Annotated in this window: 26 protein-coding genes; 5 read left to right on the top strand and 21 right to left on the bottom strand. The window is 58.9% G+C overall.

Features of this window, described 5'->3' with window-relative positions; translation table 11 throughout:
* The first annotated feature begins 24 nt into the window (after nucleotides 1-24).
* Together NAV32_RS06250 and NAV32_RS06255 are read left to right on the top strand one after the other, a co-directional pair.
* On the top strand, nucleotides 25-411 hold the full coding sequence (locus NAV32_RS06250) for a hypothetical protein (protein WP_256051935.1): 387 nt from the start codon (nucleotides 25-27) through the stop codon (nucleotides 409-411).
* Nucleotides 412-572: 161 nt separating this feature from the next.
* Nucleotides 573-1,211, top strand: a complete 639-nt coding sequence (locus tag NAV32_RS06255; RefSeq protein WP_256051936.1) for a peroxiredoxin — start codon at nucleotides 573-575, stop codon at nucleotides 1,209-1,211.
* A gap of 217 nt (nucleotides 1,212-1,428) precedes the next feature.
* On the opposite strand, the gene glmS is transcribed toward NAV32_RS06255, so the two are convergent.
* From glmS to rpmH, 21 genes are all read right to left on the bottom strand, one after another.
* The gene (glmS, locus tag NAV32_RS06260; protein ID WP_256051937.1) at nucleotides 1,429-3,276 is read right to left on the bottom strand and encodes a glutamine--fructose-6-phosphate transaminase (isomerizing); all 1,848 of its coding nucleotides are present in this window, start codon (nucleotides 3,274-3,276) and stop codon (nucleotides 1,429-1,431) included.
* Nucleotides 3,277-3,278: 2 nt separating this feature from the next.
* A complete protein-coding gene (locus tag NAV32_RS06265) occupies nucleotides 3,279-4,061 on the bottom strand; it encodes a DeoR/GlpR family DNA-binding transcription regulator (protein WP_256051938.1) in 783 nt (260 codons plus the stop codon).
* 235 nt (nucleotides 4,062-4,296) lie between these two features.
* The gene (gene glmU / locus NAV32_RS06270) at nucleotides 4,297-5,661 is read right to left on the bottom strand and encodes a bifunctional UDP-N-acetylglucosamine diphosphorylase/glucosamine-1-phosphate N-acetyltransferase GlmU (protein WP_256051939.1); all 1,365 of its coding nucleotides are present in this window, start codon (nucleotides 5,659-5,661) and stop codon (nucleotides 4,297-4,299) included.
* 122 nt (nucleotides 5,662-5,783) lie between these two features.
* Nucleotides 5,784-6,212, bottom strand: coding sequence for a F0F1 ATP synthase subunit epsilon (locus NAV32_RS06275; RefSeq protein ID WP_181086552.1), 429 nt, complete (start codon nucleotides 6,210-6,212; stop codon nucleotides 5,784-5,786).
* Nucleotides 6,213-6,292: 80 nt separating this feature from the next.
* Nucleotides 6,293-7,669 carry a F0F1 ATP synthase subunit beta gene (gene atpD / locus NAV32_RS06280; protein WP_256051940.1) on the bottom strand — a complete coding sequence of 459 codons (1,377 nt, stop codon included), beginning with the start codon at nucleotides 7,667-7,669 and terminating at the stop codon, nucleotides 6,293-6,295.
* Between the two features lie 30 nt (nucleotides 7,670-7,699).
* A complete protein-coding gene (gene atpG, locus NAV32_RS06285; protein WP_256051941.1) occupies nucleotides 7,700-8,566 on the bottom strand; it encodes a F0F1 ATP synthase subunit gamma in 867 nt (288 codons plus the stop codon).
* A gap of 50 nt (nucleotides 8,567-8,616) precedes the next feature.
* Nucleotides 8,617-10,161 carry a F0F1 ATP synthase subunit alpha gene (atpA, locus tag NAV32_RS06290; protein ID WP_256051942.1) on the bottom strand — a complete coding sequence of 515 codons (1,545 nt, stop codon included), beginning with the start codon at nucleotides 10,159-10,161 and terminating at the stop codon, nucleotides 8,617-8,619.
* A gap of 15 nt (nucleotides 10,162-10,176) precedes the next feature.
* Nucleotides 10,177-10,713 (bottom strand): F0F1 ATP synthase subunit delta, encoded by a 537-nt coding sequence (locus tag NAV32_RS06295; RefSeq protein ID WP_256051943.1) that lies wholly within the window; start codon nucleotides 10,711-10,713, stop codon nucleotides 10,177-10,179.
* Between the two features lie 12 nt (nucleotides 10,714-10,725).
* Complete coding sequence (locus NAV32_RS06300; RefSeq protein ID WP_256051944.1) at nucleotides 10,726-11,196, bottom strand: F0F1 ATP synthase subunit B; 471 nt, start codon at nucleotides 11,194-11,196, stop codon at nucleotides 10,726-10,728.
* Between the two features lie 93 nt (nucleotides 11,197-11,289).
* Nucleotides 11,290-11,517 carry a F0F1 ATP synthase subunit C gene (gene atpE / locus NAV32_RS06305; protein ID WP_003290909.1) on the bottom strand — a complete coding sequence of 76 codons (228 nt, stop codon included), beginning with the start codon at nucleotides 11,515-11,517 and terminating at the stop codon, nucleotides 11,290-11,292.
* A gap of 71 nt (nucleotides 11,518-11,588) precedes the next feature.
* Nucleotides 11,589-12,458 (bottom strand): F0F1 ATP synthase subunit A, encoded by an 870-nt coding sequence (gene atpB / locus NAV32_RS06310; RefSeq protein ID WP_256051945.1) that lies wholly within the window; start codon nucleotides 12,456-12,458, stop codon nucleotides 11,589-11,591.
* A gap of 14 nt (nucleotides 12,459-12,472) precedes the next feature.
* Nucleotides 12,473-12,871, bottom strand: a complete 399-nt coding sequence (locus NAV32_RS06315; RefSeq protein ID WP_256051946.1) for a F0F1 ATP synthase subunit I — start codon at nucleotides 12,869-12,871, stop codon at nucleotides 12,473-12,475.
* Nucleotides 12,872-13,005: 134 nt separating this feature from the next.
* Nucleotides 13,006-13,878: a ParB/RepB/Spo0J family partition protein gene (locus NAV32_RS06320; RefSeq protein WP_256051947.1), complete on the bottom strand. Its 873-nt coding sequence runs from the start codon at nucleotides 13,876-13,878 to the stop codon at nucleotides 13,006-13,008.
* 11 nt (nucleotides 13,879-13,889) lie between these two features.
* On the bottom strand, nucleotides 13,890-14,678 hold the full coding sequence (locus NAV32_RS06325; RefSeq protein WP_256051948.1) for a ParA family protein: 789 nt from the start codon (nucleotides 14,676-14,678) through the stop codon (nucleotides 13,890-13,892).
* Nucleotides 14,679-14,697: 19 nt separating this feature from the next.
* Complete coding sequence (gene rsmG / locus NAV32_RS06330; protein ID WP_256051949.1) at nucleotides 14,698-15,345, bottom strand: 16S rRNA (guanine(527)-N(7))-methyltransferase RsmG; 648 nt, start codon at nucleotides 15,343-15,345, stop codon at nucleotides 14,698-14,700.
* Nucleotides 15,345-17,237 carry a tRNA uridine-5-carboxymethylaminomethyl(34) synthesis enzyme MnmG gene (gene mnmG, locus NAV32_RS06335; RefSeq protein WP_256051950.1) on the bottom strand — a complete coding sequence of 631 codons (1,893 nt, stop codon included), beginning with the start codon at nucleotides 17,235-17,237 and terminating at the stop codon, nucleotides 15,345-15,347. The genes rsmG and mnmG overlap by 1 nt, the downstream gene beginning before the upstream one ends.
* A gap of 510 nt (nucleotides 17,238-17,747) precedes the next feature.
* A complete protein-coding gene (gene mnmE / locus NAV32_RS06340; protein ID WP_256051951.1) occupies nucleotides 17,748-19,115 on the bottom strand; it encodes a tRNA uridine-5-carboxymethylaminomethyl(34) synthesis GTPase MnmE in 1,368 nt (455 codons plus the stop codon).
* A gap of 67 nt (nucleotides 19,116-19,182) precedes the next feature.
* Nucleotides 19,183-20,859 (bottom strand): membrane protein insertase YidC, encoded by a 1,677-nt coding sequence (gene yidC, locus NAV32_RS06345; protein ID WP_256051952.1) that lies wholly within the window; start codon nucleotides 20,857-20,859, stop codon nucleotides 19,183-19,185.
* A gap of 2 nt (nucleotides 20,860-20,861) precedes the next feature.
* The gene (yidD, locus tag NAV32_RS06350; RefSeq protein WP_256051953.1) at nucleotides 20,862-21,107 is read right to left on the bottom strand and encodes a membrane protein insertion efficiency factor YidD; all 246 of its coding nucleotides are present in this window, start codon (nucleotides 21,105-21,107) and stop codon (nucleotides 20,862-20,864) included.
* Nucleotides 21,100-21,495: a ribonuclease P protein component gene (gene rnpA / locus NAV32_RS06355; RefSeq protein WP_256051954.1), complete on the bottom strand. Its 396-nt coding sequence runs from the start codon at nucleotides 21,493-21,495 to the stop codon at nucleotides 21,100-21,102. Before rnpA ends, yidD begins: the two co-directional genes overlap by 8 nt.
* Nucleotides 21,496-21,512: 17 nt before the next feature.
* Nucleotides 21,513-21,647 carry a 50S ribosomal protein L34 gene (rpmH, locus tag NAV32_RS06360; RefSeq protein ID WP_002551315.1) on the bottom strand — a complete coding sequence of 45 codons (135 nt, stop codon included), beginning with the start codon at nucleotides 21,645-21,647 and terminating at the stop codon, nucleotides 21,513-21,515.
* On the opposite strand from rpmH, the gene NAV32_RS06365 reads away from it, so the two are divergent.
* From NAV32_RS06365 to dnaN, 3 genes are all read left to right on the top strand, one after another.
* On the top strand, nucleotides 21,646-21,786 hold the full coding sequence (locus NAV32_RS06365; RefSeq protein ID WP_256051955.1) for a hypothetical protein: 141 nt from the start codon (nucleotides 21,646-21,648) through the stop codon (nucleotides 21,784-21,786). The genes rpmH and NAV32_RS06365 overlap by 2 nt on opposite strands.
* 374 nt (nucleotides 21,787-22,160) lie before the next feature.
* Nucleotides 22,161-23,606, top strand: a complete 1,446-nt coding sequence (gene dnaA, locus NAV32_RS06370) for a chromosomal replication initiator protein DnaA (protein ID WP_256051956.1) — start codon at nucleotides 22,161-22,163, stop codon at nucleotides 23,604-23,606.
* Between the two features lie 37 nt (nucleotides 23,607-23,643).
* On the top strand, nucleotides 23,644-24,747 hold the full coding sequence (gene dnaN, locus NAV32_RS06375; RefSeq protein WP_256051957.1) for a DNA polymerase III subunit beta: 1,104 nt from the start codon (nucleotides 23,644-23,646) through the stop codon (nucleotides 24,745-24,747).
* The last annotated feature ends 6 nt before the right edge of the window (nucleotides 24,748-24,753 follow it).

The raw sequence follows: 24,753 nt of genomic DNA on the forward strand, positions 1-24,753 counted from the left end.
AGAAACGACGACGAGGGATGCGCCATGTACAAGCTGTTCAATCACGGCCACCAGGGATTGGCCCTGCTGTCCTTGCTGCTGACTATCGGCTGGGCTGTGGTGGTGCTGTTTACGCCACGGATTACCGCCGCGCTGGGGCGGACGCAACGGTTGTTCTATATCGGGTCGATGGCGGCGACGGGCCTGGCCGGCGTCACCGGACTGGTGCTGGTCGCGCTGGCGATGGGCTCATGGCTGGCGCTGCTGTTTCCCTGGCTGGGCCTCGTGGCTGTGGCCGGCCATGGCTTCGCCGGCGTGCGCAGCCGCAAGGCGCTGCTTGCCGGCAACAAGACAGTAGCGGTAGTGGCGGTGGTGGTGCAGATCCTGCTTCTGGTCGCCGCCTATGGCCTGATGACGGTCAAGCCGTTCTAGACGTTCTAGACCGCAAGCGCTGCCGGCTTCCGATGGCCACCACATCGGAAGCCTTGCACCTGACTCTTAGATCATAAAGTCATAAATTAATCGTTATATATTCTTTTTCATATAGACCATTTCTGCACATAGTGAGCGCCACCCTCTCCAGGAGCATCACCATGAGCATCCGCCTCGGCGACATCGCCCCCGACTTTGAACAGGATTCCAGCGAAGGCCTCATTCGTTTCCATGAATGGCTTGGCGACAGCTGGGGCGTGCTGTTCTCCCACCCAGCCGACTTCACCCCGGTATGCACCACCGAGCTCGGTTTCACCGCCAAGCTAAAGGACGAATTCGCCCAGCGTAACGTCAAGGCCATCGCCCTGTCGGTGGACCCGGTGGATTCACACATCAAGTGGATCGACGACATCAACGAGACGCAGAACACCACGGTGAATTTCCCGATCCTGGCCGATGCCGACCGCAAGGTCTCGGAGCTGTACGACCTGATCCACCCCAACGCCAACGACACCCTGACCGTGCGTTCGCTGTTCGTCATCGACCCGAACAAGAAGGTGCGCCTGACCATCACCTATCCGGCCAGCACCGGGCGCAACTTCAACGAGATCCTGCGGGTGATCGATTCGCTGCAGCTGACCGACAACCACAAGGTCGCCACCCCGGCCAACTGGCAGGACGGGGACGAGGTGGTGATCGTGCCGTCGCTCAAGGACGAGGAAGAGATCAAGCGGCGCTTTCCCAAGGGCTATCGCGCAGTGAAGCCGTACCTGCGCCTGACCCCGCAGCCCAACCGCTGATTGCACAGAAGAATAGCGACCATGTGGGTCGTTTCTCTCGCGGGGATTCGACCGCCTGCTGCAACGCCCGTAGCCTGCGAGCTGGAGCTGGGTGTGGGCAGCGAGGTGAGCGCCCTCGTGAAATCCACGAGGTGTCCATCACCAAGCGCTGACGGGATGGCGCAGCAGCGGCAACCGATTGGGAATCCGCTGCCGCTCGGTTGCCGCTGGGGCGGGTTTATTCGACGGTGACGGACTTGGCCAGGTTGCGGGGCTGGTCCACGTCAGTACCGCGCAGCACGGCGACGTAATACGAGAGCAACTGCAGCGGCAGGGTGTAGAGAATCGGCGCCAGTGCATCGTGAATGTGCGGCATGTTCACCACGAAGGTGCCTTCGCCGTTCTCCATCCCGGCCGAGCCGTCAGCGAAGACGATCAGTTCGCCGCCACGCGCGCGGACTTCCTGCAGGTTGGATTTGAGTTTTTCCAGCAGCTCATTGTTCGGTGCCACAGTAACCACCGGCATGTCTGCATCGACCAGCGCCAGCGGGCCATGCTTGAGTTCACCGGCCGGGTAGGCTTCGGCGTGGATGTAGGAGATCTCCTTGAGCTTGAGCGCACCTTCCATCGCCACCGGATATTGCGCCCCGCGACCGAGAAACAGGGTGTGGTGCTTCTCGGCGAAATGCTCGGCAATCTTCTCGACCGTGGTATCCATGGCCAATGCCTCGCCCAGGCGGGTCGGCAGGCGGCGCAGTTCAGCGACCAGCTCGGCTTCCTTGTCCGCCGACAGGGTGCCGCGCACCTGGCCCAGCGCCAGGGTCAGCAGCATCAGCCCGACCAGCTGGGTGGTGAAGGCCTTGGTCGAGGCCACACCGATTTCCGGGCCGGCCTGGGTCAGCAGGGTCAGGTCCGATTCACGAACCAGCGAACTGATGCCGACGTTGCAGATCGCCAGGCTGGCCAGATAGCCCTCGTTTTTCGACAGCGCCTTGGCATTGCGCAGCGCGGCCAGGGTATCGGCGGTCTCGCCGGACTGGGAGATGGTGACGAACAGGGTATCGGGCTGCACCACCACCTTGCGGTAACGGAACTCGCTGGCCACTTCGACCTGACAGGGAATCCCGGCCAGTTCTTCCAGCCAGTAACGCGCGACCATGCCTGCGTGGTAGCTGGTGCCACAAGCGACAATCTGCACGTTGCGCACCTTGGCGAACAACTCGGCTGCCTGCGGGCCGAATGCCTGCACCAGCACCTGCTTGTCACCCAGGCGACCTTCGAGGGTGCGCTGCACGACCTTGGGCTGCTCGTGGATTTCCTTGAGCATGAAATGACGATACTCGCCCTTGTCCGCTGCTTCGGCCCCCTCGTGGTACTGCACCGACTCACGCTGTACCGACTGCCCGGTGGCATCCCAGACCTGCACGCTGTCGCGGCGGATCTCGGCAATATCGCCCTCTTCCAGATACATGAAACGGTCGGTGACCTGGCGCAATGCCAGCTGGTCGGAAGCCAGGAAGTTCTCGCCCATGCCGAGACCAATCACCAGCGGGCTGCCGCTGCGGGCGGCCAGCAGGCGATCGGGTTGCTTGGCACTGATCACGGCCAGGCCATAAGCTCCGTGCAGTTCCTTCACTGCAGCCTTGAGCGCAACAGCCAGATCGCCGAACTCGTCCAGCTTGTGGCTGAGCAGATGCACGATGACCTCTGTATCGGTATCCGAAACAAAGGAATAACCCAGCCCCTTGAGCTGGCTGCGCAACGCTTCGTGGTTCTCGATGATGCCGTTGTGCACCACCGCCAGATCTTCACCCGACACATGCGGATGGGCATTGCGCTCACAAGGCGCGCCGTGAGTCGCCCAGCGGGTGTGGGCGATACCCAGACGTCCGGTCAGCTCCTGGGCCTGCTGGGCACTTTCCAGCTCGGCAACCTTGCCCGAACGGCGCAGCCGTTGCAGCTGGCCGGCGGCATCCAGTACGGCAATGCCGGCGCTGTCGTAACCACGGTATTCAAGGCGTTTTAGACCTTCGAGAAGAATCGCGCTGATATTACGCTCGGCGACGGCGCCAACAATGCCACACATGTTCAGTTCTCCAGATCGTGTTCGATGGCCGCGCAGATCAACCTGACGCCGCGGTCCTGAATGCTGTTACGCGCCTCGCTGCCGAGGCGTTCATCGGTAATCAATGTATGGATACCGCTCCAGGGCAGCTCCAGATTGGGAATGCGCCGACCGATCTTTTCCGATTCAACCATGACGATCACTTCCCGTGCGACTTCGGCCATCACCCGCGAAAGGCCCAGCAGCTCGTTGAACGTGGTGGTGCCGCGCTGCAGGTCGATGCCGTCGGCACCGATGAACAGCTGATCGAAATCATAGGAGCGCAGAACCTGCTCGGCCACCTGACCCTGAAAGGATTCCGAATGGGGGTCCCAGGTGCCTCCAGTCATCAGCAGCACAGGCTCATGTTCCAGCTCGCGCAGGGCGTTGACCACGCCGAGCGAATTGGTCATCACCACCAGGCCGTGCTTGTAGCCCAGCTGCGGGATCATCGCCGCGGTGGTGGTGCCGCTGTCGATGATGATGCGCGCATGCTCACGGATGCAGCCAACCGCCGCGCGGGCGATGGCCTGCTTGGCGGGAGAAACAGGCTGGATGGTGTCACCGATGAGCTCTTGAGGCAGCGGCACCGCACCGCCGTACCGGCGCAGCAGCAAGCCGTTCTTTTCCAGTGCCGCGAGGTCCTTGCGGATGGTCACTTCAGAAGTTTCGAAGTGCCGTGACAACGCATCGACACTGACCTCGCCCTGCTCATTGAGCAGAGCGAGGATAGCGTGACGACGTTGTGGGGTGTTGCGCTTGGACATGCGCGAGGTTTCGATTCGAAAGTTAAGGGTGCGAATCAAAACCTAATGGAACGCTCTCGTCAAGCATACGTAGGGTGGATCACGCTTTATCGATCCACGGGGGTGGCCATCCACCGAGAGAGTTGTGGTGGATATAGAAAACGATATCCACCCTACAGATCCGGCATATGGCGTGGTTCGCGTTTCACTGAACCCCCGAGCAGAGATGTAGTGGACGTGAAAGGCGACGTCCACCCTACGGCTTGTTCTTCACCGGACGCTGCCAGCCTTCGATATTGCGCTGGCGTCCCCGGCCAAGGGCCAGGGTTTGCCCCGGCACATCCTCGGTGATCACCGAACCGGCACCGGTGGTCGCGCCATCGCCCAACAACAGAGGTGCCACCAGCGAACTGTTCGAACCGATGAATACGTCTTCGCCCATGACCGTCCGAAACTTGTTGGCGCCATCGTAGTTGCAGGTGATGGTCCCGGCGCCGATGTTGGTCCGCGCACCGATTTCAGCATCACCCAGGTAGCTCAGATGGCCGGCCTTGGCACCCTCGGCCAGGGTCGTATTCTTCAGCTCGACGAAGTTACCCACATGGGCCTTGGCGCCCAGCACACTGCCCGGACGCAGACGGGCGAATGGACCGCAATCGGCACCTTCACCCACTTCGGCGCTTTCCAGATGGGAATTGGCCTTGATGATCGAGCCCTTGCGCAGGATGCTGTCCTTGATCACGCAATTTGGCCCGATCTGAACGTCATCCTCGATGACTACCTTGCCCTCGAGAATCACGTTCACATCAATCAGCACGTCGCGGCCCACCGAGACCTCACCACGCAGGTCGAAGCGCTGCGGGTCACGCAAGGTGACACCCTGGGCCATCAGCCGGCGAGCGGCCCGCTTCTGGTAATGACGCTCCAGTTCGGCAAGCTGAATGCGGTCATTGGCGCCCTGCACTTCCATGGCATCCAGCGATTGTTCGGTGGCGACGCGCAGTCCGTCAGCCACCGCCATCGCAATCACATCCGTCAGGTAGTACTCGCCCTGTGCGTTGCTGTTGGACAGGCGTCCCAGCCATTCGCCGATGCGATGACCCGGTACCGCCAGAATGCCGGTATTGCCTTCGCGGATTGCACGCTGTTCGTCGCTGGCATCCTTGTGCTCGACAATGGCTTGTACTTCGCCGCGCTCGTCACGGACGATGCGACCATATCCGCTGGGATCATCAAGCATCACGGTAAGCAGCGCCAGTTGCTCGGGGCCAACCTTGTGCAACAGTCGCTGCAAGGTCTCGGCTTCGATCAAGGGTACATCCCCGTAGAGAATCAGCACCCGTTCCGCGGAGAAGTTCGGCAGTGCCTGCGCCACCGCATGGCCAGTGCCAAGCTGCTCGGACTGGACCACCCAGGTGAGATCGTCACTGGTCAGTCGCTCACGCACGCGATCAGCGCCGTGGCCGATGACCACCTGGATGCTCTGGGGCTGCAATGCGCGCGCCGTATCGATGACGTGCCCGAGCATGGACTTGCCGGCAACCGGATGCAGAACTTTGGGCAGGGCCGACCGCATGCGGGTGCCCTGTCCGGCAGCGAGAATGACGATATCAAGTGACATGGATGCTGATCCTGAACGGTGTGCGGCGTTGATACGAATGCCCCGGCGCCGACAAATGACAGACAAGAAAAAGGGTAGCCAAGGCTACCCTTTTACTCGTGCGCGATGAAGTTGCGAGTCGATCAATGACGACCGTACTTCTTGCGCAGCTGCTCGATGGTACGCAGCTGGGCTGCGGCCTCGGCCAGACGAGCGGCGGCGGATCCGTAGTCGAAATCCACACCCTTCTCGTGCAGCGCCTTTTCCGCAGCCTTGACGGCAGCCTGAGCGGCAGCCTCGTCGATGTCCTTGGCGCGAGTAGCGGTATCGGCCAGAACCTTCACCATGTTCGGCTGCACTTCGATGAAGCCGCCGGAAATGTAGAAGATTTCTTCCTCACCACCCTGCTTGATCACCCGCACCGGACCGGGCTTGAGATCGCTCAGCAGCGGCGCGTGGCCCGGCAGGATACCGATGTCACCCAGGTTGCCGTGGGCGACGACCATTTCCACCAGCCCCGAGAACAGCTCTTCTTCCGCACTGACGATGTCGCAATGGACTGTCATAGCCATACTTATGCCTCGGTAATCTTCCCCTGAACCGGACAGTGCCGGTCAGGGACAGGATCGGCGCCCGCAAGCGGGCGCGCCAGTTACAGTTTCTTCGCTTTCTCGATGGCTTCGTCGATGGTGCCGACCATGTAGAACGCCTGCTCCGGCAGGTTATCGTAGTCACCATTGAGAATGCCCTGGAAGCCACGAATGGTTTCCTTCAGCGACACGTACTTGCCCGGAGCGCCGGTGAAGACCTCGGCCACATGGAACGGCTGAGACAGGAAGCGCTGGATCTTACGAGCACGAGCAACCAGCTGCTTGTCGGTCTCGGACAGCTCGTCCATACCCAGGATGGCGATGATGTCCTTCAGTTCCTTGTAGCGCTGCAGAACGTACTGAACGCCGCGCGTGCAGTCGTAGTGCTCCTGGCCAACCACCAGCGGATCCAGCGAACGGCTGGTGGAATCCAGCGGGTCAACGGCCGGGTAGATACCCAGAGAAGCAATGTCACGCGACAGAACGACGGTGGCGTCCAAGTGGGCGAAGGTGGTCGCCGGGCTCGGGTCAGTCAGGTCATCCGCGGGAACGTATACGGCCTGGATCGAGGTGATCGAACCGGTCTTGGTGGAGGTGATGCGCTCCTGCAGAACGCCCATCTCCTCGGCCAGGGTCGGCTGGTAGCCTACCGCAGACGGCATACGACCCAGCAGCGCGGACACTTCGGTACCGGCCAGGGTGTAGCGATAGATGTTGTCGATGAACAGCAGAACGTCCTTGCCTTCCTCGCGGAACTTCTCGGCCATGGTCAGGCCGGTCAGTGCCACACGCAGACGGTTGCCTGGCGGCTCGTTCATCTGGCCGTAAACCATCGCGACCTTGTCCAGAACGTTGGAGTCCTTCATCTCGTGGTAGAAGTCGTTCCCTTCACGGGTACGCTCACCCACACCGGCGAACACGGACAGACCGCTGTGCGCCTTGGCGATGTTGTTGATCAGCTCCATCATGTTTACGGTCTTGCCGACACCGGCGCCACCGAACAGACCAACCTTGCCGCCCTTGGCAAACGGGCAAACCAGGTCGATAACCTTGATGCCGGTTTCCAGCAGGTCGTTGCCGCCAGCCTGCTCGGCATAGCTAGGCGCCGCGCGGTGGATGCCCCACTGCTCGTCACAGGCAACCGGACCGGCTTCGTCGATCGGCTCGCCGAGGACGTTCATGATACGGCCCAGGGTGCCGGCACCAACCGGTACCTGAATGGCCTTGCCGCTGTTTTTGACGTCCAGGCCACGTTTGAGGCCTTCGGTCGAACCCATGGCGATGGTACGAACAACGCCGTCGCCCAGCTGCTGCTGGACTTCCAGGGTGGTCTCGGCGCCTTGTACTTTCAGCGCGTCATAGACATTCGGCACCTGATCGCGTGGAAATTCCACGTCGATGACGGCGCCGATGATTTGAACGATACGTCCGCTACTCATGTTTGGTTCCTCTGAATATTTGAACCGTTCTTAAACCGCGGCAGCGCCGCCGACGATTTCCGAAATTTCCTGAGTGATCGCAGCCTGACGGGCCTTGTTGTAGACCAGTTGCAGGTCACCAATCAGCTCACCGGCGTTGTCGGTTGCACTCTTCATGGCAATCATCCGTGCGGCCTGTTCGGCTGCACCGTTCTCAACCACCGCCTGATAGGTCTGGGACTCGATGAAACGAACCAGCAGCGCATCCAGCAGTTGCTGGGCGTCCGGCTCGTAGAGGTAGTCCCACTGACCTTTCTTGACCGGTTCGGCGCCCGCCGCTGCCGCCAGTGGCAGCAATTGGTCGACCGTCGGCTTCTGGGTCATGGTGTTGATGAACTTGTTGGATACCAGGTACAAGCGATCCACTCGGCCTTCCTGGAAGGCATCGAGCATGACCTTGACGCTGCCGATCAGATCATTGATCGACGGCGCTTCACCGATGTTGCCGATGGCTGCAACCACGTTGCCGCCAAAACTGCGGAAGAAGCTCGCACCCTTGTTGCCGATCACGCAGAGGTCAGCCTCGACCTTCTGATCGTGCCATTCCTTCATGTGCTTGATCAGCGCCTTGAACAGGTTGGTGTTCAGGCCACCGCACAGACCGCGATCGGTCGACACAACGATATAACCGACACGCTTGACCGGACGCTCCACCATGAACGGATGACGGTATTCCGGGTTGGCACTGGCCAGATGGCCAATCACCTGCCGGATCCGCTCCGCGTAAGGACGGCTGGCAGCCATGCGCTGTTGTGCCTTGCGCATCTTGCTGACCGCCACCTTCTCCATGGCGCTGGTGATCTTCTGCGTGCTTTTGATGCTCGCAATCTTGCTGCGAATCTCTTTTGCGCCTGCCATTTGACACCTATCGGGTTAGCAGGCGGGAACCTTGCGGCTCCCGCTGCGGCTTACCAGCTTTGCGTGGCCTTGAACTTCTCGATACCGGCTTTCAGGCCAGCGTCGATGTCGTCGTTGAAGTCGCCCTTCACGTTGATCTTCGCCATCAGGTCGGCGAATTCGTGGTTGAAGAAGGCGATCAGGGCCTGCTCGAAGGCGCCAACCTTGGCCACTTCCACGTCGGTCAGGAAGCCACGCTCGGCGGCATACAGGGACACGGACATGTCGGCGATGGACATCGGCGCATACTGCTTCTGCTTCATCAGCTCGGTAACGCGCTGACCATGCTCGAGCTGCTTGCGGGTTGCTTCGTCCAGGTCGGAAGCGAACTGCGCGAACGCAGCCAGTTCACGGTACTGGGCCAGCGCGGTACGGATACCACCGGACAGCTTCTTGATGATCTTGGTCTGAGCAGCACCACCCACACGGGATACCGAGATACCGGCGTTGACGGCCGGACGGATACCGGCGTTGAACATGGCCGATTCCAGAAAGATCTGACCGTCAGTGATGGAAATCACGTTGGTCGGAACGAACGCGGAAACGTCGCCAGCCTGGGTTTCGATGATCGGCAGAGCGGTCAGCGAGCCAGTCTGACCCGTCACGGCACCGTTGGTGAACTTCTCGACGTACTCTTCGGACACGCGGGAAGCGCGCTCCAGCAGACGGCTGTGGAGATAGAACACGTCGCCTGGGTAGGCTTCACGTCCCGGCGGACGGCGCAGCAGCAGGGAAATCTGGCGGTAGGCCACAGCCTGCTTGGACAGATCGTCATATACGATCAGCGCGTCTTCACCGCGGTCGCGGAAGTACTCGCCCATGGTGCAACCGGCGTAGGGAGCCAGGAACTGCAGGGCAGCAGACTCGGAAGCCGAAGCGGCGACGATGATGGTGTTACCCAGTGCGCCGTGCTCTTCCAGCTTGCGTACCACGTTGGCAATGGTCGACTGCTTCTGACCGATGGCGACGTAGACGCATTTGATGCCGCTGTTGCGCTGGTTGATGATGGCATCGATCGCCATGGCGGTCTTGCCGATCTGGCGGTCACCAATGATCAGCTCGCGCTGGCCACGGCCAACCGGGATCATGGCGTCGACCGACTTGTAGCCAGTCTGTACCGGCTGATCAACCGACTTACGCCAGATCACGCCCGGTGCCACTTTCTCGACAGCGTCGGTCAGCTTGGCGTTGATCGGACCTTTGCCGTCGATCGGGTTGCCCAGGGCATCGACCACGCGACCCAGCAGTTCCGGACCTACCGGAACTTCCAGGATGCGACCGGTGCACTTGGCGCTCATGCCTTCGGTCAGGCCCAGGTAGTTACCCAGAACCACGGCACCTACGGAGTCCTGCTCCAGGTTAAGTGCCATACCAAAGATGCCGCCAGGGAACTCGATCATCTCGCCGTACATCACGTCGGCCAGACCGTAGATACGTACGATGCCGTCAGACACGCTGACGACGGTGCCCTCATTACGGGCTTGAGCAGCGACATCGGATTTCTCGATGCGCTGCTTGATGATTTCACTAATCTCGGAAGGATTCAGTTGCTGCATGCCACGACCCTCAAATCAGGATTTCAACGATTCGGCCAACTGGCTCAGTTTGCCGCGGACCGAACCGTCGACAACCACATCACCGGCGCGAATAACCACGCCGCCGATCAGCGCAGGATTTACAGCCTGCTGGAGGTTGACGGTGCGATCTAGCCGCTTCGACAGGGCGGCAGCCAAAGTTTGCAGTTGCGCGTTGCTGAGCTCGAAGGCAGTTTCGATTTCCGCCTCAAGCGTTTTTTCGGCTTGCGCCTTGATGTCCTCGTACAGCTCACTCACCGTCGGCAGAACCGACAGGCGATCATTCTCGCCAAGGCTGCGAACGAAATTGCGGAAGGCTTCGTCCGTATCATCACCAAGCAGGCGAACCAGCTCCTTGACCTTGCTTTCGCTGGTCAGGCGCGGATCGCTCAACAGGGCCGAGACTTCCGGGACTTCAACGGCGATGGAGGCCAGGCTCAGCATCTTCGACCAGGACTCGGATTGTCCGGCCGCACTGGCAAACTCGAAAGCGGCTTTCGCGTAAGGCCGAGCAAGCGTCTGGGTATTGATCATCGCTTGCCTCGCTTAAAGTTGGGAGGCCAGTTTTTCGACCAGTTCGTTGTGTACCTTGGCGTCCACCTGGGACTCCAGGATCTTCTCTGCACCGGCGACGGCCAGAGCCGCTACCTGACTGCGCAGTTGATCCCTGGCACGATTCACTTCCTGTTCGATCTCGGCGCGGGCACCGGCGACAAGTCGCTCGCCTTCGTTACGTGCCTGCTGCTTGGCTTCCTCGACAATCGCGTTGGCTTGCTTGTTGGCCTGCTCGATGATCTGGGCAGCCTGTTCCTTGGTCTCACGCAGGGTGTTGGTCACCTTGTCCTGAGCCAGTTTCAGGTCTTGCTGCGCACGGCCTGCCGCATCCAGCCCTTCGGCAATCTTCTTCTGGCGAGCGCTCATGGCAGCCGTAATCGGCGGCCAGACGAGCTTCATGCAGAACCAGACGAAGATAGCGAAGGCGAGCGTTTGACCGAACAGCGTCAAGTTAATGTTCACAGCGATTTACCTCGTGCTATCTCGTTCAACGCGGGAGTCATTCCACGGCGACGGGGTCCGCCCGGCGAACCCCATCTCAAACCGGATAAATGCTTAACCAGCGACAACGAAGATGAGGTACATCGCGATACCAACACCGATCATCGGTACGGCGTCGAGCAGGCCGGCCATCAGGAAGGTCTTGGTTTGCAGCTGCGGAGCCAGCTCAGGCTGACGAGCAGTGGATTCGAGCAGCTTGCCGCCCAGCAGGGCGAAGCCGATACCGGTGCCCAGGGCACCCAGACCAATCATGATGGAGGCAGCGATGTAGACGAGTTCCATGTAAAGCTCCTGAAGCTAGAGGGTTAAGGTTTTTCGTGGGTAAAGCAAAATCGTTTCGAGCGGTTCAGCCGTTAGTGCGCGTGCTCGGATCCATGGTCTTCATGTGCAGAGCTCAGATACACCACGGTCAGAACCATGAAGATGAACGCCTGCAGCGGGATTACCAGGATATGGAAGATCGCCCAGGGTACATTCAGGGTCCACTGCACATAGAACGGCAGCAGCGCGATGAGGATGAACACCACCTCACCGGCATACATGTTGCCGAACAGACGCAGAGCCAGGCTCAGCGGCTTGGTCAGCAGACCGAGAATTTCGAGGAACAGGTTGAATGGAACCAGCGACCAGTGATTGAACGGAGTGAACGCCAGTTCCTTGGTGAAACCGCCGACGCCCTTGACCTTGAAACTGTAGAAGAGGATCAGAATGAATACGCCGAGCGACAGACCGAAGGTACCGTTCGGATCGGCGGTCGGTACGATCTTGAATGCCGGCAGTCCCAGCAGTGCAGCGATGCCGGGGATGTAATCGACCGGAATCCACTTCAGGCTGTTCATCAGGAACACCCAGACGAAGATGGTCAATGCCAGGGGTGCGACCAGCGTATTGCGACCGTGGAAGGTGTCCTTGACCACGCCCTCGATGAACTCGACGCACATTTCGACGAAATTCTGCAGCTTGCCCGGCACACCGTCAGTAGCCACCTTGGCGGCGCTGCGGAACAGCAGGATGAAGAGGGCGCCCATCAGCAGCGACCAACCCAAGGTATCCAGATGGAACGCCATGAAGCCCATGTCGCGAGCCTCAAGACCCGTCTGGGCAATGGTCCAGGTCGCCTGATCAACGACCGAACCGTCAGCGCGAACGTAACCTGCCGGCAGTTTTCCGTAGGTCAGATTCTGCAGGTGATGCTGGATATATTCCGCCGGGGTACTCGCCATAAAAGCCTCAGTGCTCAATGCTTCGGATTAGTTTTCATCAGCAGGAGGGCGCTGGCTCCAGCACCCAGAACCAGCATGTAACCAGCAAACAATGCGGCTGGTTCCAGCGGTTTCACTCCCACAAACACCAGCGCAAACAGCGCTGCTGCAAGAATCTGTTTTCCCATCTCGCCAGCCCAGAAGGACTGCACGATTGCCCTGGCCGAACGCGCGCCGTAGTAACGAAACGCCTTGAACGCGAAGTAGACATTGGCCAGTAGCGCTATCAGGCCGCCGAGCAAACCGGAATAGCCGGCGACCATACCAAAAAGCAGGCCGCAGAACATAGCGGTAAGCAACCCGGTAAGTGCCTGTACAGCCAGCACACGGACGACTGGAAGGCGATGAAACGGTGTTCTGTTGCGTATATTCACCCGTACATCCGTCGCCAGATAGCGTTGTCACCAACCATGACCGCAGTCAAAAAAGCGCGGCGAGTATAGGAGCAGGCCACGTCGCGTTCAACCTTCAGGTAGCCTTTTTCGGCGTCCACTACATCTATTTTGTTTCAGCGAATGTGCGCCAGCACACCTTGCAGCTCATCCAGCGAATTGTAGCGAATAACCAGCTGTCCCTTGCCCTTTTCGCCGTGCCTGATTTGCACCGGGGAGCCCAGCCGCTCGGCCAGTCGCTGTTCCAGACGCTGTATGTCCGGATCGCTTTTCGGCTCGCTTTTCGGCGCTTGCTGGGTATTCAACCACTGCCGCACAAGGGCCTCGGTCTGGCGCACGGTCATTCCTCGTGCGACAACATGCCGCGCACCTTCTATCTGCCGTTCAGCCGGCAGGCCGAGCAGTGCACGGGCATGTCCCATTTCCAGGTCACCGTGGGAAAGCAGCGTCTTGATTTCCTCCGGCAGGGCAATCAGTCGCAGCAGATTACTGATGGTCACCCGCGACTTGCCCACCGCATCGGCGACCTGCTGCTGAGTCAGCTGAAATTCCTGCTGCAAGCGCTGCAGTGCCACCGCCTCTTCGATGGGGTTGAGGTCTTCACGCTGGATATTCTCGATCAGCGCCATGGCAATGGCCGCCTCGTCGGAGACATCCCGTACCAGCGCCGGAATGGTCTCAAGCCCGGCTTGCTGACTGGCACGCCAGCGGCGTTCGCCGGCAATGATTTCGTAGCGACCCGCACCTATGGCCCGCACCACGATGGGCTGCATGACGCCCTGAGCCTTGATCGACTGCGCCAGTTCCTCAAGGGTGACCGGATCGATATCCCGCCGTGGCTGGTACTTGCCGCGCTGGACCAGATCGAGCGGCAGCTGCTGCAGCTCATGGGTATCAAGCTGAGCGCTCTGCTCCTGCATGGCGCTGACATTGGCGCCGCCGAGCAGGGCATCAAGGCCGCGTCCCAGGCCTCTTTTCTTGGTCGCCATCGAAAAATTCCTTATGCAGTTGCGCTGCGGGCGGCACGCCGCTGGCGGCGGGATAACTCACCAGCCAACGCCAGGTAGGCCAGTGCACCCTTGGATTGCTTGTCGTAGACCAGCGCCGGCATGCCGTGGCTGGGCGCCTCGGCGAGCCTTACGTTGCGTGGAATGACGGTGTCGTAGAGTTTGTCGCCGAAGTGAGCCTTGAGCTGCTCGGTAACATCGTTGGTCAGACTGCTGCGTGGATCGTACATGGTGCGCAGCAGGCCTTCGATTCTGAGCGTGGGATTCAGCGCCTGGCCGATACGCTGGATCGAGTTGACCAGATCGCTCAGACCTTCGAGCGCGTAGTACTCGCACTGCATGGGGATGATCACCCCGTCGGCGGCAGTCAGCGCATTGATGGTCAGCATCGAGAGCGACGGCGGGCAGTCGATGAGAATGTAATCGTAATTTTCGCGCACCGGTGCCAGCGCCTCGCGCAGGCGATGTTCCTTGGCCGGCAGGTTGAGCAAAGCAACCTCGGCGGCAGTCAGGTCACGATTGGCTGGCAGCAGCTGATAGCCGCCATGTTCGGAGAACTGCATGGCGTCGACCAGGTTGCAGTCGCCAATCAGAACATCGTAGATCGAATATTCCAGATTCAACTTATCCACACCGCTGCCGGTAGTCGCGTTGCCTTGTGGATCGAGGTCGATCAGCAACACGCGACGACGTGTCGCCACCAACGAGGCGGCGAGATTGATGCAGGTGGTGGTCTTGGCGACACCGCCCTTCTGATTGGCGATGGCGAATACTTTGGCCATGATCAGTATCTGTCCGGGGTCATGAAGTGCGGCGCAGTATCAGCAGATGGCGCTGGCCTTGGCAACCGGGAACCTTGAGCACCAGACAGCGCTCCAGTTGGAAATCCGCAGGCAGGGCCTGTAGTTCGTCATCAGGGTGTACGCCCTTCATGGCCAGCCAGCGAGTCGTGTCATCACTCAGGTGACGCGTCCAGTTGGCAAAATCTTCCAGAGCGCTGAAAGCGCGTGAGGTGATGTCGGTAAAGGGCTCTTGGGGTTTGAATGCCTCAACCCGACTGTGGATAACTTCAACGTTGGCCAGTTTCAGTTCCAGCTTGACCTGGGTGAGGAAGCGGGTTTTTTTGCCGTTTGAATCGAGCAGCGTGAAGTTGCGCTTGGGAAACAGGATTGCCAGCGGGATACCCGGCATGCCGCCGCCGCTGCCCACATCAAGCCAGCGATCACCACCGGTTTCTACCTGCGGCACCACACTGAGGCTGTCGAGCAGATGGCGAGAAACCATCTCCGCCGGATCACGCACGGCAGTCAGGTTGTAAGCCTTGTTCCACTTGTTCAGCAGGGCCAGATAGCCAAGCAGCAGCCGTTGCTGCTCCTCGCTCAACTCAATACCCAACTGGAGCGCACCTTCGCGCAATTCTGCTGCATGACTTGCCGTCTCGAGACTCATCAGGCGCTCTGCTCCAGTTTCTGGCCGGCACTGCGTTTTTTCAGGTGAATCATCAGCAATGACACGGCTGCAGGGGTGACACCCGGAATTCTCGAGGCCTGCCCCAGCGTTTCAGGGCGTGCCAGTGACAATTTGTGCTGAATCTCCTTGGACAGCCCGGAGATTGCCTTGTAATCCAGTCCAGCTGGCAGCACTACATTCTCGCTGGCGCGCAGACGGGTAATTTCATCCTGCTGACGCTCGATATAGCCGGCGTATTTGGTCTTGATTTCGACCTGCTCGGCCACCTGTGGATCATTCACCACCACGCCAGTCAATTCGACCAGACTCTGATAATCGATTTCAGGACGCGCCAGCAGATTCAACAGGTTGTACTCATGGGTCAAGGGGGTGCCAAAGCGAGCTGAAATCGCATCACCCTGTTCGGTGTTCGGACGCACCCAGGTCTCCTTCAAACGCTGCTCCTCGCGCGCAATGCTTTCGCGCTTGCGCTCGAAGGCGGCCCAGCGGATGTCATCGACCAGCCCCAGCTCGCGACCTTTCTCGGTCAGACGCAGATCGGCATTGTCCTCGCGCAGGATCAGCCGGTATTCGGCACGCGAGGTGAACATCCGATAGGGCTCCTGAGTGCCCAGCGTAATCAGATCGTCGATCAACACGCCCAGATAGGCTTCGTCCCTGCGTGGGTACCAGCTCTCGCGACCCTGCGCACGCAGTGCGGCATTGGTACCGGCGAGCAAGCCCTGCACGCCCGCTTCCTCGTAACCAGTGGTGCCGTTGATCTGGCCAGCGAAGAACAGGCCGCTGATCACCTTGGTTTCCAGGCTGTGCTTAAGGTCGCGGGGGTCGAAGTAGTCGTACTCGATGGCATAGCCGGGGCGAACGATATGCGCCTGCTCCATGCCACGGATGCTCTGCACGATCTGCAATTGCACATCGAACGGCAGCGAAGTGGAAATGCCATTGGGGTACAGCTCATGGGTGGTCAGGCCTTCGGGTTCGATGAAGACCTGGTGGCTGTCCTTGTCGGCAAAGCGATGGATCTTGTCCTCGATGGACGGGCAATAGCGCGGGCCGACACCTTCGATGACACCGGAATACATGGGCGAGCGATCAAGATTGGCCGCGATGATTTCGTGGGTACGGGCATTGGTATGGGTGATCCAGCAGCTGACCTGCCGCGGATGCTGCTCGCGGTTGCCCAGAAAGGACATCACCGGCAGCGGTGTGTCTCCCGGCTGTTCGGTCATCACCGAGAAGTCGACGCTTCTGCCATCGATACGGGGTGGCGTACCGGTTTTCAGACGGCCTACACGCAAGGGTTGTTCACGCAGGCGTTGCGCCAAGGCAATGGAAGGCGGATCCCCGGCACGGCCCCCGGAATAACTCTGCATGCCTATGTGGATAAGTCCGCCGAGGAAAGTCCCGGTGGTCAGTACCACAGATTCGGAGAAGAAGCGCAGTCCCATCTGCGTGACTACGCCCTTGACCTGATCGGCTTCAACAATCAGGTCATCGACAGCCTGCTGGAATATCCACAGGTTCGCCTGGGCCTCCAGCGTTTCTCGTACGGCAGCCTTGTACAGAATCCGATCGGCCTGCGCTCGGGTTGCGCGAACTGCGGGGCCCTTGCGGCTGTTGAGCACACGAAACTGGATGCCGCTCTTGTCGGTGGCAGACGCCATGACACCACCCAAGGCATCGATTTCCTTGACCAAATGGCTCTTGCCGATACCGCCGATGGCCGGATTGCAACTCATCTGCCCAAGGGTTTCCACATTGTGCGTCAGCAAGAGGGTTTTCACGCCCATTCGCGCTGCTGCCAATGCAGCTTCGGTACCGGCATGGCCACCGCCGATCACGATGACGTCAAAACGGGAAGGGAAATCCACCACGCACCTCGTGCCTGTTCAGATGAGTTCTGGGAAGCGCGCAAGTATAGGGTTTCACGGACGTTGAAAGAAGGCTTCTGGATAAAAAATAACCAATCAGCTGAGTGAGCGCCAAAGGCGATAAAAATAAATAGATAGATAGAAATTCTTTAAAGCTTATTTTTATGTTTATAAATGGTGAGCCTATTTTCTGTGGATAACCCTGTAAGCCCCCTATTTTATTGATGTACAGAGGATAACAACTCGGTGCTAAAGCTGAGCGGCGACCGTGCGTAGGCCGTGTGCATCCTGTGTATGGAATTGCTACTTGTCCACAGGCACGGTTATGCCCTGCTTTATACCCGAGTTATGGACCGAGCTTAGACTGGCTTGTCCACAGGGCTCAGCAGTGGCGTTTGAGCCGTAATAGTTCTACTGCACATTTATTTTTGTATTTGTGATCAGGCACAGCCGGTCCCGCCATGCTCATTGAGCACAGCGATCCGAGTGAATCGGTTGCCGAACGAGTGGTTATTTGCCGATACAGAAACTGGAAAAGATCCGTCCCAGCAGATCATCAGAGCTGAAGGAGCCGGTGATTTCGCCAAGCGCTTGCTGGGCCTGGCGCAAGTCTTCGGCCAGCAGTTCTCCAGCACCGGCTAGGGTCAGTTGCGCGTGACCGTGGTCGAGGTGTTGCTGGGCCTGGCGCAGTGCATCGAGGTGGCGACGGCGGGCGCTGAAACCGCTTTCTGCAGTCTGGTCGTAACCCATGCAGGTCTTCAGGTGTTCACGAAGTACATCCAGTCCCTGGCCTGAACGAGCCGAGAGGTTGAGCGTGGTTTCACCGTCGGAGCCGGTTGATAGTCCGATAGGCTCGCCGGTGAGATCGGCCTTGTTGCGGATCAGTGTGGTGCGTAGCGGATCGGGCCGAGTCACGAGAACGTCCGGCCAGGGTGATTCACTGGCGCCTGTGGGTGAAGTGCTGGCATCCACCATCAATAGGATTCTGTCAGCATCCTCGATGGCCTTGATGGCGCGTTCAACACCAATGCGCTCTACCTGATCATCGGTGTCACGCAGCCCTGCGGTATCGATGATATGTACGGGCATGCCGTCGATGTGGATATGTTCACGCAGGATATCCCGGGTGGTCCCTGCGATATCGGTGACAATAGCCGCTTCGCGACCGGCCAGGGCATTGAGCAGGCTCGACTTGCCGGCATTGGGCAGGCCGGCAATCACCACGGTCATGCCTTCGCGAAGCAGGGAGCCCTGCCCGGCTTCACGCAGCACGGTGGATAACTCGGCTCGAACACCGTCGAGCAATCCCAGCACATGGCCGTCTGCCAGGAAATCAATTTCCTCTTCGGGAAAGTCGATGGCGGCTTCGACGTAGATGCGAAGCTGAATCAGCCTTTCAGTCAGTTGATGGACCCGCCGGGAAAATTCACCTTGTAATGAACGCACCGCATTACGCGCTGCCTGGGCTGAACTGGCTTCAATAAGGTCGGCAATGGCCTCGGCCTGGGCCAGATCCAGTTTGTCATTGAGAAAGGCCCGTTCACTGAACTCTCCTGGCCTTGCCAGACGCGCGCCCAGTTCGACGCAGCGGCGCAGCAACATGTCCATGACCACAGGTCCACCGTGCCCCTGTAGCTCCAGTACATCTTCGCCGGTGAATGAATGCGGGCCGGGAAAGAACAGCATCAGTCCCTCATCAATGACCTCGCCGTCATCGGCATGGAACGGACCGTAATGGGCATGACGGGCTATCGGCTCTCGCCCGCTGAGGGTGATGGCCAGTGCTTTGGCACGTGCTCCGGAAACACGCACGACCCCGATGCCGCCCCGGCCCGGTGCGGTGGCGACTGCGGCAATGGTTTCGCGATCTTGGCTCATGCGTTCCTCCCCGGGAACCGAAAAAGCAAAACGCCCCAATCAAGGGGCGTTCTGTTTACTTGGCAAGTCAGGCTGAGGCAGCCACCTGTTTCTCAATCTTGCGCGTAATGTACCACTGCTGTCCGATGGACAGGACGTTGTTGACCACCCAGTACAGGACCAGACCGGCCGGGAACCAGAGGAAGAAGAAGGTGAAGATGATTGGCAGCAATTTCATCACCTTGGCCTGCATTGGGTCCGGCGGCGTGGGGTTCAGCTGCTGCTGGATGAACATGGTGACGCCCATGATGATCGGCAGGATGAAGAACGGATCCTTGATCGACAGATCGGTGATCCAGAACATCCAGGGCGCCTGGCGCATTTCAACGCTTTCCAGCAGTACCCAGTAGAGCGCCAGGAACACCGGCATCTGTACGAGGATCGGCAGGCAGCCACCGAGCGGATTGATCTTCTCCTTCTTGTACAGCTCCATCACCGCCTGGGACATCTTCTGGCGATCATCGCCGTGCTGTTCCTTGAGCGCCTGCATCTTTGGCGCCACTGCACGCATGCGGGCCATGGACCTGTAGCTGGCGGCGGAAAGCGGGAAGAAGATCAGCTTGATGATGATGGTCAGCACGATGATCGACCAACCCCAGTTGCCGAGCAGCGTATGGATGGCGCTCAGCAGCCAGAAGATTGGCTGGGCGAGGAACCAGAGGAAGCCGTAATCGACAGTCAGGCGCAGGCCGGGAGACAGTTCTTCAAGCTTGTCCTGATCCTTGGGACCGGCATACAGGGTTGCCGCGATCTCACCCTGGCTACCGGGAGCGACTGCAACTGCAGAGCCGGTGAAGCCGATGATGTAATTACCCTGGCTGTCCTTGCGGGTCTGGACCTGATTGGTCTGATCGGGGGATGGAATCCACGCGGTGACGAAATAGTGCTGCAGCCAGGCGATCCAGCCACCCTCGACGGTTGCCCGGAAGTTTTTGTCATCCATGTCGCCCATGGACACCTTGGTGTAGGGCTCATCCTTGGTCCAGAGCGCGGCGCCCAGGTAGGTGGCCGTTCCGGTAGCAGTGCTGGAGGATGGATCACCCGTGCTGTCACGCTTGAGCTGGCCAAACATGATGCCGGACCAGGGTTTTTCGCTGCGATTGTTGATCAGATAGCGAACTTCAAGGTTGTACGTGCCGCGATCAAAGCTGAAACGCTTGATGTAGTCGACGCCGTCTTCACTGTAGGTCAGATCGACAACCAGCCGGTCCTGCCCTTCGGCCAGCTGATATTGCTGTTGCTCGCTGCTGTACAGCGGACGGCCACTGGCCTTGTCCGGACCATCGCCGATCAGGCCACTTTGTGCTTCATAGATGCGCTCGGCACTGCGTTCGAACAACTGGAAAGGTACGTCCGGACGATCCTGGCGGCGCGGGAACTGCGGCAGACGCAGGTCGATGATGTCGCCACCGCGCGGGTCGATTGCCAGTTCGAATACATCGGTACGTACACGGATCAGCTGAGAACTTGCCTGAGTTTCGGGAAGCGCACTGGCCTGCTGTTCGCTGGCGACCACCGGGATATCACTTTGTGTGCCTTCAGTACTGGCAGCTGCCGGCATGTCGGGTATCTGTGCCGTGGCGTTTTGCGTCTGACGTGTCTCTTCAGGCAGGGCTGCCTGACCGTAGTCCTGGTTCCACTGCAGAACCAGCAGGTAGGCAACGATGGCCAGTGATACAAGCAGGATCGAGCGTTTGATATCCATGATTACTCGGTCATCGAAGATGAATTGGAGGTGTTGTTTGAAGGCACGGGATCATAGCCGCCCGGGTTCCATGGATGGCAACGGCCAAGCCTGCGCAGGCTCAGCCAGCCACCGTGCAGCAGGCCATGATTTTCGATGGCCTCCTGTGCGTAGCAGGAGCAGCTTGGATAGAAGCGACAATGGCTGGCCATCATGGGACTGATGGCGTACCGGTAGATGCGAATAGGGATCAGGGCCAGTTTACGCATGAACGGTTTTATCCTGTTCTGGATGAACGGCCGTTTGGGAAGGCGTACGCGACAACCTTCTCCAAAGCTTGTTGAACTGCCGTGCCAGTTCAGGATTGTCCTGATCGGCCAATCCCTTGCGCGCAATCACCACGATGTCCCACCCCGCCAACTCCAGTTGGTGAAGGCGAAAGGTTTCGCGCAGTTGCCGTTTGATGCGATTGCGTTCGACCGAGAGCTTTACGCTCTTCTTGCCAATCACCAGCCCGATACGGGGATGAGGCAGGTCGTTTTCGCGCACCAGGAGCAGGACATTCCTGCCCGGTAACTTGCCGGAAGGGGAGTCGAAGACTGCCTTGAACTGGCTCGGGGTCAGCAATCGCTTTTCCCGACCGAAGTCCCGACTCACTACCGATTCCGAGGTGTTCAGACTGCCAGACGCTTACGACCCTTGGCACGACGGCGCGACAGGACGGCACGGCCGTTCTTGGTGGCCATACGGGCACGGAAACCGTGGGTGCGAGCGCGCTTGATGGTGCTTGGCTGGAAAGTGCGTTTCATGATGCTTTACCTGGTGATCCATTGCGGGCCGGAATGGCCCCCTTTCGAGAGACCGGCGATTGTAGAGAAGCCGGGCAGTCAGGTCAATTTCCAACCAGGCGATCAGCAGGGAAACTTTAATAAAGAAGAAAAAGAATAGTCTTTCTTTTTAAAGCGTTTATAGATGGTGAGCCGACATTCTGTGGATAACCCTCTGAGACTCAGATTTGGCAAGGGCTTGAGCCAAACTGAACCCTATGGGTTTCCGGTGGGCCTGGGGTGAGTACCCATTGCATATCCTGTGTGCTAATAGGTGACTTATCCACAGTGAATGTTGTGGCCATGATATCCACTGGCCCATACCCAGGGTTCTGGATGCCTTATCAACAGGGCTTATGGGATCGCCTGGTTGTCCTGAGCGTTGCTGGAGTTGTTGTTTTTTCTGCTGCAAGGCATGGCGCTTTTGTGGATAACCGAATGCCTGAGGGCTACAATGACGACCGTTTTGCAGCTTGATAGCGTCTAGGAGATTCCGTGTCGGTGGAACTTTGGCAGCAGTGCGTTGACCTCTTGAGGGATGAACTGCCAGCCCAGCAATTCAACACATGGATCCGTCCGCTTCAGGTTGAGGCCGAAGGGGATTCGCTTCGCGTCTATGCACCCAACCGGTTTGTACTGGACTGGGTCAACGAGAAGTACCTGTCCCGGCTGTTGGAACTATTGTCCGAGCGCACGAGTGGTCCGCCTCCAAACCTGTCTCTGCTGATAGGCAGCAAGCGCAGCGCTTCAGCTACCGGCTTGCCGTCTGCTTCCATGGCGCGTGCTCAACAGCCATCAGTCGCTGTAACCCCTGCTTTTCATGAGTCACCGCCTCGTGAAAATGCCCAGAACAGTTTTTCCGAACCTTCGGCTCCCGTACGTGCGGAGCGTAACGTGCAGGTTGAAGGTGGACTCAAGCACACCAGCTATCTCAATCGCACTTTCACTTTCGAGAATTTCGTCGAAGGCAAGTCGAACCAGCTGGCGCGGGCTGCCGCCTGGCAGGTCGCGGACAATCCGAAACACGGCTATAACCCATTGTTCCTTTATGGTGGCGTGGGTCTTGGCAAGACCCACCTCATGCATGCGGTGGGTAACCATCTGCTGAAGAAAAATCCGAATGCCAAGGTGGTTTATCTTCATTCGGAGCGTTTTGTTGCCGATATGGTCAAGGCGTTGCAGCTCAACGCTATCAATGAATTCAAGCGTTTCTATCGCTCGGTCGATGCGTTGCTGATTGACGACATTCAGTTCTTCGCCAAGAAGGAACGCTCCCAGGAAGAATTCTTCCATACCTTCAATGCGTTGCTTGAAGGTGGGCAACAGGTAATTCTGACCAGTGATCGCTATCCCAAGGAAATCGACGGTCTCGAAGAGCGCCTGAAGTCCCGGTTCGGCTGGGGGCTTACCGTGGCGGTGGAACCGCCGGAGCTGGAGACACGGGTGGCGATCCTGATGAAAAAGGCCGATCAGGCTAACGTCGATCTGCCTCACGATGCTGCCTTTTTCATCGCCCAGCGGATCCGTTCCAACGTCCGCGAGCTCGAAGGTGCGCTTAAGCGCGTCATCGCCCATGCTCACTTCATGGGGCGTGACATCACCATCGAGCTTATTCGCGAATCACTCAAAGACCTGCTTGCTCTACAGGACAAGCTGGTCAGCGTCGATAATATTCAGCGTACCGTCGCCGAGTATTACAAGATCAAGATTGCCGATCTGCTCTCGAAACGGCGTTCGCGTTCCGTTGCCCGTCCACGCCAGGTGGCGATGGCACTGTCGAAGGAGCTGACCAATCACAGCTTGCCGGAGATTGGTGATGCGTTTGGCGGGCGGGATCACACGACTGTGCTGCATGCCTGTCGTAAGATTGCTGAACTTCGGGAATTGGATGCCGATATTCGCGAAGACTACAAAAACCTTCTTCGTACTTTGACAACCTGAACAGACTGCGGCCATTTAATAGGCAAGGGACCGGACCATGCATTTCACCATTCAGCGCGAAGCCCTGTTGAAACCCCTGCAGCTGGTAGCCGGCGTCGTCGAGCGGCGCCAGACCTTGCCAGTGCTGTCCAACGTCTTGCTGGTTGTCCAGGACCAGCAACTGTCCCTGACGGGAACCGATCTGGAAGTCGAGCTGGTAGGTCGCGTCGCGTTGGAAGATGCGTGCGAGCCCGGTGAAATCACCGTGCCGGCGCGCAAGCTGATGGATATCTGCAAGAGCTTGCAACCGGATGCGCTTATCGATATCCGCCTCGATGACCAGAAGGTGATCATCAAATCCGGGCGCAGCCGCTTTTCGCTGTCGACATTGCCCGCAAACGATTTTCCCGCTGTGGAAGAAGGTCCTGGCTCACTGAGTTTCAGTGTCAACCAGGGCAGGATGCGCCGCATGATCGAGCGCAGCAGTTTCGCCATGGCCCAGCAGGATGTGCGCTACTACCTGAACGGCATGCTTATCGAGGTCTCCAGCGGCATGTTGCGCGCAGTTGCGACTGACGGCCATCGGCTGGCGATGTGTTCGGTACAGGCCGGCATTGATCAGCCGGATCGTCACCAGGTCATCGTTCCGCGCAAGGGCATTCTCGAGCTGGCGCGTCTGCTGACCGAGCAGGATGCGGAAGTCGGCATTGTGCTGGGCCAGCATCATATTCGTGCGACCACGGGTGACTTCACTTTCACCTCCAAGTTGGTGGACGGCAAGTTCCCTGATTATGAGCGTGTCCTTCCACGCGGTGGCGACAAGCTTGTGGTAGGTGATCGGCAAACGTTGCGCGAGGCCTTCAGCCGTACGGCGATTCTATCCAACGAAAAATACCGTGGCATTCGCCTGCAACTGGAAAGCGGGCTGTTGAAAATACAGGCCAACAACCCTGAGCAGGAAGAAGCGGAAGAGGAAGTGGTGGTCGATTACAACGGCGGTCCACTGGAGATTGGCTTCAACGTCAGTTACCTGTTGGATGTGCTGGGCGTGATGACCACCGATCAGGTGCGTCTGATTCTCTCCGATGCCAACAGCAGCGCGCTTGTCCAGGAATTCGACAACGACGATTCATCCTATGTCGTCATGCCGATGCGCCTGTAATCAGCA

Origin of the sequence: Stutzerimonas stutzeri, from assembly GCF_024448695.1 — a bacterium.
In the GTDB taxonomy this organism is placed as follows: Bacteria; Pseudomonadota; Gammaproteobacteria; order Pseudomonadales; family Pseudomonadaceae; genus Stutzerimonas; species Stutzerimonas stutzeri_T.

Bases quoted from the DNA above. Each gene is read 5' to 3' on its own strand.
- NAV32_RS06250 (WP_256051935.1), top strand. From the start codon at position 25: ATGTACAAGCTGTTCAATCACGGCCACCAGGGATTGGCCCTGCTGTCC.
- NAV32_RS06255 (WP_256051936.1), top strand. From the start codon at position 573: ATGAGCATCCGCCTCGGCGACATCGCCCCCGACTTTGAACAGGATTCC.
- glmS (WP_256051937.1), bottom strand. From the start codon at position 3,276: ATGTGTGGCATTGTTGGCGCCGTCGCCGAGCGTAATATCAGCGCGATT.
- NAV32_RS06265 (WP_256051938.1), bottom strand. From the start codon at position 4,061: ATGTCCAAGCGCAACACCCCACAACGTCGTCACGCTATCCTCGCTCTG.
- glmU (WP_256051939.1), bottom strand. From the start codon at position 5,661: ATGTCACTTGATATCGTCATTCTCGCTGCCGGACAGGGCACCCGCATG.
- NAV32_RS06275 (WP_181086552.1), bottom strand. From the start codon at position 6,212: ATGGCTATGACAGTCCATTGCGACATCGTCAGTGCGGAAGAAGAGCTG.
- atpD (WP_256051940.1), bottom strand. From the start codon at position 7,669: ATGAGTAGCGGACGTATCGTTCAAATCATCGGCGCCGTCATCGACGTG.
- atpG (WP_256051941.1), bottom strand. From the start codon at position 8,566: ATGGCAGGCGCAAAAGAGATTCGCAGCAAGATTGCGAGCATCAAAAGC.
- atpA (WP_256051942.1), bottom strand. From the start codon at position 10,161: ATGCAGCAACTGAATCCTTCCGAGATTAGTGAAATCATCAAGCAGCGC.
- NAV32_RS06295 (WP_256051943.1), bottom strand. From the start codon at position 10,713: ATGATCAATACCCAGACGCTTGCTCGGCCTTACGCGAAAGCCGCTTTC.
- atpE (WP_003290909.1), bottom strand. From the start codon at position 11,517: ATGGAACTCGTCTACATCGCTGCCTCCATCATGATTGGTCTGGGTGCC.
- atpB (WP_256051945.1), bottom strand. From the start codon at position 12,458: ATGGCGAGTACCCCGGCGGAATATATCCAGCATCACCTGCAGAATCTG.
- NAV32_RS06320 (WP_256051947.1), bottom strand. From the start codon at position 13,878: ATGGCGACCAAGAAAAGAGGCCTGGGACGCGGCCTTGATGCCCTGCTC.
- NAV32_RS06325 (WP_256051948.1), bottom strand. From the start codon at position 14,678: ATGGCCAAAGTATTCGCCATCGCCAATCAGAAGGGCGGTGTCGCCAAG.
- rsmG (WP_256051949.1), bottom strand. From the start codon at position 15,345: ATGAGTCTCGAGACGGCAAGTCATGCAGCAGAATTGCGCGAAGGTGCG.
- mnmE (WP_256051951.1), bottom strand. From the start codon at position 19,115: ATGAGCCAAGATCGCGAAACCATTGCCGCAGTCGCCACCGCACCGGGC.
- yidC (WP_256051952.1), bottom strand. From the start codon at position 20,859: ATGGATATCAAACGCTCGATCCTGCTTGTATCACTGGCCATCGTTGCC.
- yidD (WP_256051953.1), bottom strand. From the start codon at position 21,107: ATGCGTAAACTGGCCCTGATCCCTATTCGCATCTACCGGTACGCCATC.
- NAV32_RS06365 (WP_256051955.1), top strand. From the start codon at position 21,646: ATGATGCTTTACCTGGTGATCCATTGCGGGCCGGAATGGCCCCCTTTC.
- rpmH (WP_002551315.1), bottom strand. From the start codon at position 21,647: ATGAAACGCACTTTCCAGCCAAGCACCATCAAGCGCGCTCGCACCCAC.
- dnaN (WP_256051957.1), top strand. From the start codon at position 23,644: ATGCATTTCACCATTCAGCGCGAAGCCCTGTTGAAACCCCTGCAGCTG.